The sequence below is a fragment of the Pseudomonas sp. 3B-A001-10F genome, from assembly GCF_056313565.1.
This window is the reverse complement of sequence record NZ_JBQYFW010000015.1, coordinates 130,048-142,978: the sequence shown is the minus strand read 5'-3', so window position 1 is coordinate 142,978 and position 12,931 is coordinate 130,048. Positions and strand designations below refer to the sequence as shown.

General features: G+C 61.4%; 8 protein-coding genes. 5 read left to right on the top strand and 3 right to left on the bottom strand.

The window, feature by feature from the left end; translation table 11 throughout:
- Positions 1 to 79: 79 nt before the first annotated feature.
- The 3 genes from dxs to AC0ZWN_RS16060 form a co-directional block, all read right to left on the bottom strand.
- Positions 80 to 1,978 (bottom strand): 1-deoxy-D-xylulose-5-phosphate synthase, encoded by a 1,899-nt coding sequence (gene dxs / locus AC0ZWN_RS16070; protein ID WP_476335704.1) that lies wholly within the window; start codon positions 1,976 to 1,978, stop codon positions 80 to 82.
- A gap of 91 nt (positions 1,979 to 2,069) precedes the next feature.
- Entirely contained in the window at positions 2,070 to 2,957 is an 888-nt protein-coding gene (gene ispA / locus AC0ZWN_RS16065) for a (2E,6E)-farnesyl diphosphate synthase (protein ID WP_099757289.1), read from the bottom strand.
- The gene (locus AC0ZWN_RS16060) at positions 2,954 to 3,196 is read right to left on the bottom strand and encodes an exodeoxyribonuclease VII small subunit (protein WP_003228627.1); all 243 of its coding nucleotides are present in this window, start codon (positions 3,194 to 3,196) and stop codon (positions 2,954 to 2,956) included. The genes ispA and AC0ZWN_RS16060 overlap by 4 nt, the downstream gene beginning before the upstream one ends.
- A 355-nt stretch (positions 3,197 to 3,551) precedes the next feature.
- Between AC0ZWN_RS16060 and AC0ZWN_RS16055 the strand changes: the two genes are divergently transcribed.
- The 5 genes from AC0ZWN_RS16055 to AC0ZWN_RS16035 are packed head-to-tail and all read left to right on the top strand — an operon-like array spanning position 3,552 to position 12,931.
- Positions 3,552 to 4,343 carry a YfaP family protein gene (locus AC0ZWN_RS16055; protein ID WP_093434504.1) on the top strand — a complete coding sequence of 264 codons (792 nt, stop codon included), beginning with the start codon at positions 3,552 to 3,554 and terminating at the stop codon, positions 4,341 to 4,343.
- A 48-nt stretch (positions 4,344 to 4,391) separates the two neighbouring features.
- On the top strand, positions 4,392 to 6,104 hold the full coding sequence (locus AC0ZWN_RS16050; RefSeq protein ID WP_476335702.1) for a DUF2138 domain-containing protein: 1,713 nt from the start codon (positions 4,392 to 4,394) through the stop codon (positions 6,102 to 6,104).
- Positions 6,089 to 6,739 (top strand): DUF1175 domain-containing protein, encoded by a 651-nt coding sequence (locus AC0ZWN_RS16045; RefSeq protein ID WP_476335700.1) that lies wholly within the window; start codon positions 6,089 to 6,091, stop codon positions 6,737 to 6,739. Before AC0ZWN_RS16050 ends, AC0ZWN_RS16045 begins: the two co-directional genes overlap by 16 nt.
- Positions 6,736 to 11,310 carry an alpha-2-macroglobulin family protein gene (locus AC0ZWN_RS16040; RefSeq protein ID WP_476335699.1) on the top strand — a complete coding sequence of 1,525 codons (4,575 nt, stop codon included), beginning with the start codon at positions 6,736 to 6,738 and terminating at the stop codon, positions 11,308 to 11,310. Before AC0ZWN_RS16045 ends, AC0ZWN_RS16040 begins: the two co-directional genes overlap by 4 nt.
- Before the next feature lies 1 nt (position 11,311).
- On the top strand, positions 11,312 to 12,931 hold the full coding sequence (locus AC0ZWN_RS16035) for a DUF2300 domain-containing protein (protein WP_476335698.1): 1,620 nt from the start codon (positions 11,312 to 11,314) through the stop codon (positions 12,929 to 12,931).

Here is a 12,931-nt window from a genome sequence, read left to right as displayed (position 1 = left end):
GTCAGTCATGAGTGAGTCGACTGACAGTCCGCATTCGCGAGCAAGCTCGCTCCCACAGGGTTTTGCACAGGTATTGCGATTACTTGTTGAGCAATTCCAGACGCTCACGAATCGACGCTTCGATCCCTGCCTCATCCAGCCCGCACTCAGCCAGCATCTGCGCAGGCTTGGCGTGTTCGACGTAGACGTCAGGCAAGCCCAGGTGCAGCATCGACTTGAGGATGTTCTCCCGCGCGAGGAATTCACTGACCGCGCCACCGGCGCCGCCCATGATCGCGTTCTCTTCGATCGTCACCAGTAACTCGTGGCTGCCGGCAATCTCGCGCACCAACTCTTCATCCAGCGGTTTGACGAAACGCATGTCGACCACGGTGGCATCGAGTTTTTCAGCCACCTTCAGCGCCTCGGCCAGTTGCACACCGAACACCAGCAAAGCGACTTTGCTGCCCTGACGACGGACGATGCCTTTGCCGATTTCAATCGGCTCAAGGTCTTTGTCGATCGTCGCGTTCGGGCCGGTACCGCGTGGATAGCGCACCGCCGCCGGGCCGTTGTACAGGTGGCCGGTGGTGAGCATTTTGCGCAGTTCGTTTTCATCACTCGGGGTCATGATGACCATGCCCGGGATGCAACGCAGGTAGGACAGATCGAAGCTGCCAGCGTGGGTCGGGCCGTCTTCGCCCACCAGGCCAGCACGGTCGATCGCGAACAGCACGTCGAGGTTCTGCACCGCTACGTCATGCACCAGTTGGTCGTAACCGCGCTGGAGGAATGTCGAGTAGATCGCCACCACCGGTTTCGCGCCTTCGCAGGCCATGCCGGCAGCGAACGTCACCGCGTGCTGCTCGGCAATCGCCACGTCGAAGTAGCGCAGCGGGAAGCGTTCGCTGAACGCCACCAGATCCGAGCCTTCCTTCATCGCCGGGGTAATCCCGACCAGACGTGGATCAGCCGCCGCCATGTCGCACAGCCACTCGCCGAACACGGCCGAATACTTCGGTCCGCCAGTCTTTGTCGGCGCTGCGGCCGGGGCGTCCAGTGGTTCGAGTTTGGTGATCGCGTGGTAACCGATCGGGTCGACTTCCGCCGGGGCGAAACCTTTGCCTTTCTTGGTGACGATGTGCAGGAATTGCGGGCCTTTCAGATCACGCATGTTGCGCAGCGTGGCGATCAGGGTCGGCAGGTCGTGGCCGTCGATCGGGCCGATGTAGTTCCAGCCCAGCTCTTCGAACAGCGTGCCGGGAACCAACATGCCTTTGGCGTATTCTTCAGTGCGACGGGCGATTTCCCAGGCGCCGGGCAGGCGCGACAGGACTTTCTTGCTGCCCTCACGCATGCTCGCGTAGGTGCGGCTGGAAAGGATCTTCGCCAGATAATTCGACAGGCCACCGACATTGCGCGAGATCGACATGTCGTTGTCGTTGAGGATCACCAGCATGTTGGCGTTGACTTCCGGCGCGTGATTCAGCGCCTCGAAAGCCATGCCGGCGGTCAACGCGCCGTCACCAATCACCGCGATTGCCTTGCGATCGCTGTTCTGCAGGCGGGCGGCGATGGCCATGCCCAGTGCCGCGCTGATCGAAGTGCTGGAGTGGCCGACGCCAAAGGTGTCGTATTCACTCTCGGCGCGACGCGGGAACGCGGCAATGCCGTCCTTCTGGCGCAAGGTGCCCATGCGCTCGCGGCGACCGGTGAGGATCTTGTGCGGATACGCCTGGTGCCCGACGTCCCACAGCAGACGGTCGTCCGGTGTGTCGAAGACGTAATGCAACGCGATGGTCAGCTCGATCACGCCCAGGCCGGCACCGAAATGCCCACCGGTCTGACCGACCGTGTAGAGCAATTCCAGGCGCAACTCATCGGCCAGGGTTTCCAGCTCGGCTTCGCCTAACCGGCGCAGGCCGTCCGGCGTGTTCGCGCGGTCGAGCAGGGGCGTGGTCGGGCGCTTGCGGGGAATCTCATGAAACGTCGTGGGCATCAGGCGAATCGTTATAGGTATAGAAGATGCGGCAGTTTACCTGATGCATCGCCCCCTGCCCACGCGTTGGTCTTTTTTGGCGGATACGCCGTCAGTTGCGCCGCTCGACGATATACCGGGCCAGCTCGCGCAAGGGCTCGGCGGCCGCGTCAAACGGTCGCAGGGCGTGCAGAGCCTGATCACGCAGTTCCAGCGCGTAAGCCTTGGCGGCGTCGAGGCCGAGCAGCGCCGGGTAGGTCGGCTTGTCGCGGGCGATGTCGGCGCCTTGGCGTTTACCGAGGGTTTCGGTATCGCTTTCGACGTCGAGGATGTCGTCCTGCACCTGAAAGGCCAGACCGATGGCCTGTGCATAAGTCTGCAGGGCACGGAGTTCATCCTGCTCGGCACGGCCGCTGGCCAGAGCACCGAGTTTGACGCTGACTTCGATCAGCGCGCCGGTCTTGTGCCGGTGCATCTGTTCAAGGGCTTTCTGATCGAGTTTGAGGCCGACCGAACCGAGGTCGATGGCCTGGCCACCGACCATGCCCGCCGGGCCTGCGGCGTTAGCCAGCGCGGTGACCATTTGCAGGCGGATGTCACTGCTGCAATCGCTCAGGCGCGGGTCGAGCAGGGCGCTGAAGGCCAGGCTCTGCAAGCCGTCACCGGCGAGAATCGCGCAGGCTTCATCGAATTTCTTGTGGGTGGTCGGCTGGCCGCGACGCAGATCGTCGTCGTCCATCGCCGGCAAATCATCGTGAACCAGCGAATAAGCGTGGATCAGCTCAACCGCGCAGGCCGCGCCGTTGGCTTGTTCAGCCTTGCCACCGAGCGCTTCGCACGCCGCGTAGGCGAGCAGCGGGCGCACGCGCTTGCCGCCGTTCATCACGCTGTAGCGCATGGCTTCGTAAAGCCGCGCCAATTCCGGCAACGGCGCGTTGAACAGGGTTTCCAGAGCCGCGTTAACCCGGGTCTGGCTGCTCGCCGTGTACGCCGCAATCATTCTGGCTGTTCCGCGTCGAAGGGTTCCTCGGCGAGTTCGCCATCGCGCTCCAGCAGCACCTGCACCTTTTGCTCGGCTTGCGCCAGCGCTGCCTGGCAATCACGGGTCAGACCGATGCCCTGCTCGAAAGCGGTCAACGAGTCTTCCAGCGACAATTCACCGTTCTCCAGACGCTCGACCAATGTTTGCAGGTCGGCGAGGGACTGTTCGAAATCCAGTGCAGCTTTTTTGCGGGCCATGGCGGCGATTTCCGGTTGACGTTAAACCGGCGCGACACTAGCAGATAGGGGGTTTATGGGCAAATGAGCGGGGTGCGACCGGCCCTTTTTCCTGAGGCGATTCGGGATGGCTGAAACCTATTCGGCTCATTTTGTGAGCCGAATAATCTCTCTATTCGGCTCACGCCCCTTGAAAAGCAGGTTTCCTACAGCGATTGCACATGTATCCGATTGTTAAAAAACCGCCGAATCGCTAATCTTCGCGCCTTCTACGACCCCATAGTCACGGGTCTTTCAGACGAAACGCAGTTTTCACCGCTGTGAAGTACCGAGGATCGGGTGCAAGGTTTCGTTCAGGCATGGCAGGAGGCATTACATGCGTTCATTTCTTTGGCTACTGATCGGCCTGGCTTGCGCGCCCGCGCTGTCGGCCGCGCCGAGCGCTGAACTGTCGGAACCGGTGGGCGGCTGGCGCTATCACGGCTTGCTCGATCGCACGGAAAACCCGCAAGTCGCCTATCCCACGCCGCCGATTGATCGCGGCATTCAGCGCAATCGCACGATGATCCAGGGCCAGCTCAAGGCCATCGGCCACATGCGCCCGCCGCACAGCCTCGCCGTGAATGGCAATCCATTGAATCTGTACACCGACGACCAGGGCCGTTTCGCCCGGCCCTACGCGTTCGGCGCCGGCTCCAACAGCGTCGAAGTGATCAGCGCCGAAGGCCAGTCGCTCAAGCGCGTGCAATTTTATGAAGCAAACAATTTGCGCACGCCGGCGCGAATTCGTCTTGTCTTGGGCTGGGACGATCCGAAAGCCGAACTCGATCTGCACATTGTCACGCCCGACGGTCAGCATGCGTTCTGGGCGCAGCCGGCGCTGAGTAATGGCGGCGGTCTCGACCCGGATGGCGTCGACGGCCCCGGCCCGGAAATGTTCACCATGACTGCGCCGCTGCACGGCACTTATCTGGTTTACGTCAACTATTGGGGCAACTTCGGCAACGGCGGCTATAACTTCGAGGAGACCAGCAACCAGAACGAGGTGATCACCTCGCAAATCACGCTGGTGCTCAACGAAAACACCGTCGACGAAAAACGCGAAACGTTCATCGTGCCCCTGCGGGCGATCGGTGATCTGCTGCTGGTCAAGACTTTCAACTATTAAGCATTCCGCCACGGATGAAATCCTGAGCTTTGGGAAATGAGCGAAAAGATGAGCGATAACACTGTTACTTCGGCTGCCGACACGCCAGCGGCCAAACCTTCGCGGCGCTGGCCCTTGCTGCTGGCCGGGTTGTGCCTGGTGGCCGGTGTAGCGGGTGGTTTTGGCTGGCTGCTGCTCAAGCCCAAGGCGCCGCCGGCGGACTTGGCCAGTGACAAGCTCGGCCTGAGCCGCCCCGATGCACTGCTGGAAACCCGCTCGCTGAGCCAGTTGCCCAAGGACCTGCTGACGGTGCCGTTCCTCAAGGCCACGCTGACCGAAGATTTCATCTTCTATTACGAGACCCATGCTGATCGCCTCGGCTTGATCGGCAGTCTGCGCCGGATCATTTACGAGCATGACCTGAAACTGCAGGACAGCTTGATCGAACAGCTTTTCGATCAACCGGCCGACGTTGCGTTGTGGCGTGGCGCGGATGGTCGCTTGAAAGATTTCCTGCTGGTGATGGACCGTGGCGGTCTGGCGAAACTGCTCGAGCCGCTGGCGAAAGTAGCGCTGGATGACACGCAGCTCAGTCAGATGGGCGAACTCAAAGTCGGCGGCGACACTGTGCCGCTGTATCAACTGACCTATAACGCCAGCAAAGCGCTGCTGTTCGCTTCCCACGGCGACAAACTGGTGGTGCTGTCCAATCCGGCCAAGTATTACGACCCGGAAAGCGGCGTGTCTGAAGAGTCCGGTCACGTCTCGCCACAAGCGCTGGCGGCGTTGCTCAATGGCGAAAAACTGTTCCCCGAAGCGTTCGGCCTGCCGGCGAAAACTCCGGAAACCAAGCAACGCCTGTCGGTCAACTCCAGCGTTCTGGCCATGGGGTATCAGCGTTTCATTCCGAACTTCGCCGGGCTGCGCTTCGACATGGATGACAAGGGCTGGCACAGCTACCTCGCCATGGACGAACTGGACAACCAGCCCGACTTCGATTTCAAACCGGTCTGGCAAGCAATGCCGCTGGGCGCCAGTGCCTGCGTGACTCTTCCGGTCGCGGCCGAACCGCAAAAACCATTGCTGGTGAAACTCGGCGCTGAAGAAACCGTGGCGCAAACTCTCACCGAACACGTGGCCGGCGCGGCAGGCCTGTGCTGGTACGCCGATTCGCGGTTGTACACGCCATTGCTGGTGGCCAGTCTGAAAGACGAGGACAGCAGCAAACTCGACGGTGATCTTGGCAAACTGTTCGGTTCGATGGTCGGTGCATTCGAAGCCAACGTTGAAGAAAACGTGTTCCCGGTAGTCGAGAAGCAGGAAGGCCAGAACCACGTCTGGCAGCGTCAGGTCAGCTCCAACTTCGGCCCGTATACGGCGAAGACGGCGGAGAACCCGGACGCGATTTCCGGCAAGGCTTTCATGAAAGTCAGCCTCGCCCGTCACGGTTCGACGTTGCTGTTTTCCCTCGACGACAAACTCGTCGACAAGGCCCTCGGCACCCTCGACAAACGCTTCCCGCCGATGGCCGACGTGTTGCCCAAAGACGTGCTGATGCCGATCTACTTCGGCCCGGATTCGATGGCGCAACTGATGCAGCAGGAAACCCTCGATAGCCTGCCGCAGGACATGGAGCCGGTGTTTTACAACGCCGCGCAAACCTATCTGATTCCGAAACTGCGCACCCTCGGCGGCTACGGCAAATACGCGCTGACGCTGCCGGAAGGCAGCGAGCCTGACGGCCACTGGCAATGGTTGCCGCTGGAATGGAAAGCGCTGTGACAGCACTGATCCGCAGTCTCGGCCTACTCGCGTTGTTGCTCAGTGCGGGCGCCCGCGCCGTTGAAGCACCTGCACTCGATCCGGCGCAATCCCAGGTGTTTCGCGCCTGGTTCGTGCGCATCGCTCAAGAGCAACTGAGCCAAGGCCCAAGTCCGCGCTGGTATCAGCAGGACTGTGCCGGGCTGGTGCGTTTTGCCGCCAACGAAGCGCTGAAAGTCCACGACGACAAATGGCTGCGCAGCAATGGCCTGTCCAATCGCTACCTGCCGCCAGAGCTGTCGCTCAGCAATGAGCAACGCAAGCTCGCCCAGCAATGGCAGCAGGGCGGCGGCAAGGTCGGGCCTTACGTCAACGCGATCAAACTGATTCAGTTCAATAGTCATCTGGTCAGCCGTGACGTCTCGCAGGCACGGCCCGGTGATTTGATGTTTTTCGATCAGGGCGACGACCAGCACCTGATGATCTGGATGGGCCGCTACATCGCCTATCACACCGGCACCACCACCCCCACTGACAACGGCATGCGTTCGGCAAGCCTGCAGCAACTCATGACATGGAAGGACACCCGATGGATACCCGACGCAGCCAACCCCAACTTCATCGGCGTCTATCGACTGAACTTTCTCTCCCAATGACCGGTGCCCGCATGTTGCGTATCTGTTCCCGAATTCCTTTGCTGCTGGCGCTGTTGCTGCCAGTGGCTACCGTCAGCGCCGAAGATTCGGTCGAGCCGAGCGGCTACACGCCGGTCTCGGGCGAAAGCTTTTTCCTGCTGGCTGATAGCAGCTTTGCTGCTGATGAACAGGCAATGGTCCGTCTCGAAGCGCCGGGCCGCGACTATCGTCGTTTCCGCATGGAACCGTACGGCGGCGCCGACATTCGTGTGTACCGGATCGACAAGCCGCTGGATTTCCTCAAGCGTCAAAAGAATCTGCATCGCGTGGTCAGCGACGGCCAGTTCAAGGGTGAAGGCCTGTCCAACACCCTCGCGTACCTGTGGGACAACTGGTACCGCAAATCCCGTCGGGTGATGCAGCGCGCGTTCTCCTATGAGTCGCGCAAACAAGTCACCGAGGAAGTGCCGGAACTGAAGATGGGCAACGCCATGGTCGCGCCTACTCCGTATGACGCGCAGCCGCAATTCGCGTTGATTCCGGGTCTACCGGTGGTCAGCCAGTTCCGTTATCCGTTGTGGCAGGCCAAGCCGATTCAGCCGCCGGCCGGGGTCAATCTGGCCGGGTCTTCGAGCGATTTCGTCAGCGTCGCGCCGGGTAACGTTTATATCCCGTTGGGCAATCTGAAGCCGGGTCTGTACCTGGTCGAAGCGCTGATCGGCAAGTACCGCGCAACCACCATGGTGTTCGTCTCCAACACCGTCGCGGTGAGCAAGATTGCCGGTGATGAATTGCTGGTCTGGGCCGCGCGCAAACACGAAGGCAGTTCGGTACCCAAGGTCAATGTGCTGTGGACCGACGGCCTCGGCGTGATGAGCAGCGGTGCCACCGATACTGACGGTTTGCTGCGCCTGAAACATGTCAGCCCGGAGCGTTCGTTCGTCATCGGCGAGGACGAAGAGGGCGGGGTGTTCGTCTCCGAGAACTTCTATTACGACAGCGAAATCTACGACACCAAACTCTACGCGTTCACCGACCGGCCGCTGTATCGCCCAGGTGATTGGGTGTCGCTGAAAATCGTTGGTCGTGAGTTCAAGAATGCGCGTGATTCGGTGTTGCCGGGTGCTGCAGATGTCACGGTCAGCGTGCTTGACGCCACAGGCACTGAGTTGCAACACCTCGACCTGAAACTCGATTCGAAGGCCGGCACTCAGGGCCGCTTCCAGTTGCCGGACAACGCAGTGGCCGGTGGTTACGAGATCCGTTTCAACTATAAGGACCAGGCTTACAGCAGCGCTTTCCGCGTGGCCGAGTACATCAAGCCGCACTTCGAGATTTCGCTGAATCTGGCCAAGCAGGATTACCGCACTGGCGAACCGGTGAAGGGCAGCCTGGTGCTGCTGTACCCGGACGGCAAACCGGTGGCCAACGCCAAGTTGACCCTGAGCCTGCGCGCCCAGCAATTGTCGATGGTCGACAACGAGCTGCAATACCTCGGGCAATTCCCGGTGGAGCTGAGCAGCACCGAATTGACCACCGACAGCAAAGGCAATGCGAGCCTCGACCTGCCTGCGGCCGACAAACCGAGCCGCTACATGCTCACCGTGTTTGCCAGCGATGGCGCGGCGTATCGGGTCAAGACCACCAAGGAAATCCTTATCGACCGTGGCGCTGCGAGCTTCCGCCTGAGCGCGCCGCAACGCTTCAGTGCGGTCGGTGACAAGGTTGCGTTCAGCTACGCCAACGAGGGCGGCACCGAGCAAAGCAAAGCGGTGACGCCGAGCACCTATGGCTGGGTACGTCTGGAAGACCAGAGCACCGGTGAAGGCAAACTTGCCGCGACGGACAAGGGCTTCAGTCTGGCGTTTGATCGTCCGGGTACTTACAACCTGACCTTGAAAGATCAACACGGTCGCGTCCTCGGCGCCACCGGTCATTCGGTCACTGGCGATGGCGTCAAAGCCGTGCCGGGCACTGTAGAAATCGTCCTCGACAAGCCTGAGTACAAGGCCGGCGATGAAGCGCTGGCGCTGATCACTTTCCCGGAGCCGGTCAGTGATGCGTTGCTCTCGCTGGAACGCGACAAGGTCGAAGCCACCGCGCTGCTGGCCAAGGGCGGCGACTGGTTGAAACTGGAAAAACTCAGCGACACCCAATACCGCGCGCGCGTTCCGGTGAAGGACAACTTTGCACCGAACCTGACCTTCTCCGTGCTCTACACCAAGGGCGGTCAGTACAGCTTCCAGAACGCCGGGATCAAAGTGGTTGCGCCGCAAATCGACGTGGCGATCAGCACCGACAAAGCGGTGTACCTGCCGGGCGACACGGTCACGGTTGATCTGAGCACACAGTTCGCCGGCAAAGCGGTTCCGGCGCATTTGACCGTCAGTGTTGTCGACGAAATGGTCTACGCACTGCAACCGGAAGTCGCGCCGACCATTGACCAGTTCTTCTATCACCCGCGCCGTAACAACGTGCGCACCAGCGCCAGCCTGTCGTTCATCAGTTACGACGTGGCGTTGCCGGGCAGCCCCGGCGCACCGGGCAAAGCCAACCGCAGCGAGCGCGGGGTGAAAGTGCTGGAGCGGCCGCGTCGTGAGGACGTCGATACCGCTGCGTGGCAGCCAGAGTTGTTGACCGGGGCCGACGGCAAAACCCGTTTCACCTTCAAGATGCCGGACTCGCTGACCCGCTGGCGCATCACCGCCCGCGCCATCGCCGATGACGGTCAGGTCGGGCAGAAGAAGCAGTTCGTGCGTTCGGAAAAACCGCTGTACCTGAAGTGGAGCGGGCCGAGCAAATTCCGTAAGGGCGATCAGCCGCAACTCGGCGTGTTCGCCTTCAGCCAAGCCGAGAAACCGGTCAAGGCTGAACTGGTCACTCACTATGCGGGCGCCGAACAGCGTCTGCCTGTGACCCTGAACAACGGCATCAATTATCTGCCGCTGCCGGCATTCACATTGGCTTCCGGCGAATGGACGGCGGAGTTGGTGCAGGACGGCAAGACCGCCGACTCCCTCGCCGTGCGCCTGAGTGCGACCGGTGACGGCTGGCAAGTCACTCAGACTCAAAGCCTCGACGTGGCCAGCGGTGACACACCGTTGAGTCTGCCGGCCGACGCCACCGATATTCGCCTGCGTCTGGATGACAGCCCGCAAGCGTTGTTCCGCTCGGCACTCGATGATCTGCTCAGCTATCCGTACGGCGGCGTCGAGCAGACTGCCAGCCGTTTGCTGCCGTTGAGCATTGCCTATCCATCGCTGGCATCGAATCCGCAGATTCGTGATCGCTTGCGTCTGATCATGCAGAACAGCCGTCTGCGTCTGGTGCAAATGGCCGGGCCGTCGGCGAGCTTCACCTGGTGGGGCTACGACGGTGAACCGGATGCGTTCCTCACGGCTTACGCTTACTACGCCGACTGGAACGCTAGCCAGGTGCTGGAATTGACCTTGCCGCCGGAACATTGGCAGCGAGTGCTGGAGGTCTACGCCAAGCAAGCGCCGAACACACCGTTGCTGCAGCGCGCGCTGATTCTGTCGTTCGCCAAGCAGATGCATTTGCCGGTGAACACCTTGCTCAGCGGCTTGATGGAGGATCTGGCCAAGGCCGGTGAAGGCAACGCCGAAACCCTGATGGACGACGGCGAAGACAGTCTGGTGATGAGCGACCCGGATTCGGCGCTCGGTCTGGCGGCGGCGCGGGTGTTGACCGCTGCGTTGGCCACGCAGTCGAAGGTTGCCTTGCCGGAAACGTTCAATCGTCAGGTAGGGGCTGCGCAACAGCGTCTGGCGGTCAGTTCGCAGCCGTTCGCCGAGGCGCTGAACCTGTCGCTGCAAGCGTTCGATCAGGCGCGTGCTACGGCGTTGTTGCAACGTTTGCTGCCGCAGCAATCGACCCTCGAACGTGCGCTGGCGCTGACCTGGCTGCAACGCAGCATCGCCCAGGCGTCGCCGACCATTGCACTGACGCCGGGTGAAGGCTGGAAGAAGAACTACGGAGCCAGCGGCGAGATGTACTGGACGTGGCAGGGCACGACGCCTGTGCCGAGCGTGTTGTCGGTGTCCGGTACGCAGGAGCGTCCGCTGCGCGCGGCGTTGAGTTTCCAGACCCAGCAACCGGCAGTCGATCCGATGGCCGTGACCATCACCCGTCGCCTGTCGCGACTGGTACCGGGCGACGAAGCGTTCACCTTCAAACTGGAGCCAATCGGCACCAAGCCGTTGTCCAGTGACAGTCTGTATCTGGACGAAGTGATCCTCACCAGCAAAGCGCCGAAACCACTGCGCTACGGCATGCTCGAAGTGCCGCTACCACCGGGCGCCGATGTCGAGCGCACCACTTGGGGCATCAAGTTGCAGGGCAAAGACGGCACTGAGCCGACCGCGCTGGAGAAGGCGCGCTTCGAACCGGGGCAACTGGCCTATGCGGTACCGGTCGATGCGCTGAGCGGCGAATTGCGCTTGCGCCATCTGGTGCGCTTCTCGCAAAAGGGTCAGTTCAACCTGCCGCCGGTGCGTTTCAAACAGGTCTACGCGCCGCAGCATCAGGCCCAGGAAGCGAAAGCCGCCCTTGGTCAGGTCACGGTCAACTGACATGAGCCGGCCGCTGCTGTGGCTGCTGATGTGTGTGATACCTGCGCTGGCGACGGCGCAGGATGAGCCGTTGCGCGTGGCCTATAAGGGTGAGTTGTTATCGCTGAATCAGACGCAATTGATCGCCCGCGAGCCCTTGCCGCCGACGCTCGATACCCCGTTGGGCAGTCTGTGGAAATTGTTCGTATACGCATGGCTGGTCGATAGCGGTGCGCGTGAGCCTGCTTATGAATGTCGCGGACAGTCGAAGGAAGAGGTTTATTGCTGCTCGGCGGGCAGCAGGATCGAGCGTGATCAGGCGTTGGTGAAATCCTGCGGGTTGTACTTTGAGCCTGCGCGGTTGGGCATTTCTTCTGCCGAGTGGCGGACGTATTGGCAGGCGCGACAGGCACCTTCGTGGTTGCTGGATTTGCCGTCGGTGCAGCCGGCTCAACGGGTTTCCGTGATTGAGTTGTTGACGGTCTTGGCTGCTTTGCCGGCGCAGGATCAAGCGCGTCGAGTGCTGCTCGATGTGGTGCTGAATGCGGCGGACGGCAATGTCGTCGGCGAACTGGGCGGGCGTTTGCGGGTGAAAACCTGGAGCTGGCTTGGCGATCAGGATCCGCAGTCGCGCCAGGGTGGTTTCGCCGGTTGGACCGCGGACGGATCTCCGCTCTGGGCGGGTGGGCGTGGTACCAGTCAGATGGTTTTGCGCCATTACGGGCAGGCACTGGCGACGGTGTTGCCCGCCGCATGGCCGGCAGAGCCGGGGCGTTGTGTTGAAGTCGGGTTGTTCTCGCGTTATCCGGTTACGCGGGTTCTGACTGGCGAGCGGGTGGTGACGTCCGGCCCGTTGCAGGGCGATTACCGCGTCGAATTCGCCAATGGCAACGCGCTGGATATCCACAGTGACGGCGAACTGTTTCTGCTCAACGACAAACTCGTCGCAAGGCTTGATCGCGAAGAATATGTAGCTCGCGTCCTTGAGCGCGAAGCCAAACCGGAACCCGCCGAAGCGGCCAAAGCGCTGGCCGTGGCAATCCGCACCTATCTGCTGCAAAACGCCACGCGCAACGGCGATTGCCTGAACATCGACGACAGCAGCAATCGCCAACGCGTCGCCCCGCGTCCAGCCTCGGCCGAGTCACGCAACATCGCGGCGTGGACGGCGGATCTGGTACTGGCCGGTAGCACCGTCACCTATCACTCCGATCAACCCGGCCCGGACAAACTCGCCTGGCAACAAGCCGTCGAGCAAGCTAATGCCGGTCAGCGTTACGACGCGATTCTGCTGCACGCCTATCCGCGCGCCAGCCTCAGTCGCTGGGACAATCCGGTCGCCTCCTGCGAGGCACTGCCCGCCGCGCAAGACTGGCTGCAGAAACAGCGACGCGGCTGGCGCCCGAAGCTGGAAAGCGAAACCGGCTACAACGAAGTCAGCACATTCGCCGTGTGCAAACTCGCCTTCGGTCGTCCCTTTGTCGATCGCGAACGCCAACGTATTTACGTGCGTGGCGTACTGACCCTGCAGGATCGCCTCGACCTGACCCACGAATATCTGCACCTGGCCTTTGAAGCACACCCCAACGGCCAGGATGAAACCTACATCGAAGGGCTCGCCCGTCACCTTTTGCTGGAATAG